The sequence below is a fragment of the Halomonas sp. V046 genome (assembly GCF_052645355.1).
In genome coordinates this window covers 1-359 of sequence record NZ_JBQXYF010000065.1, presented here as the reverse complement: position 1 = coordinate 359, position 359 = coordinate 1, and the positions used below count along the sequence as shown (strand labels likewise).

Here is a 359-nt window from a genome sequence, read left to right as displayed (position 1 = left end):
AAGTACATCCATTACTACAACCACGAACGCATCCGCCTGAAACTAAAAGGCCTGAGCCCCGTACAGTACAGGACTCAGGCCTTGGGCGCCGGCTGAGTGAACCGTCCAACTATTGGGGGTCAGCTCAACCGCACCGAGGTCCTTTTCGTTCGGCGCGGCCCCACCAATAAAAAGCGGGGTCTGCCCCATACATGCAAAAAAGCCCAACTCCTCTCGGAATTGGGCTTCTTCTGAATAAGTGCCTGACGATGACCTACTCTCACATGGGGAGACCCCACACTACCATCGGCGCTGAGCGGTTTCACTGCTGAGTTCGGCAAGGGATCAGGTGGTTCCCGCACGCTATGGTCGTCAGGCGA

At 56.5% G+C, this 359-nt stretch carries 1 protein-coding gene and 1 rRNA gene; one reads left to right on the top strand and one right to left on the bottom strand.

Annotated elements, in window-relative coordinates; all coding sequences use genetic code 11:
- Positions 1–96: IS3 family transposase (locus tag ACUN9Y_RS22255; protein ID WP_445461402.1), on the top strand; the 96-nt coding region annotated here is incomplete at its 5' end.
- Positions 97–240: 144 nt separating this feature from the next.
- On the opposite strand, the gene rrf is transcribed toward ACUN9Y_RS22255, so the two are convergent.
- Positions 241–356, bottom strand: a 5S ribosomal RNA gene (gene rrf, locus ACUN9Y_RS22250).
- Positions 357–359 lie beyond the last annotated feature (3 nt).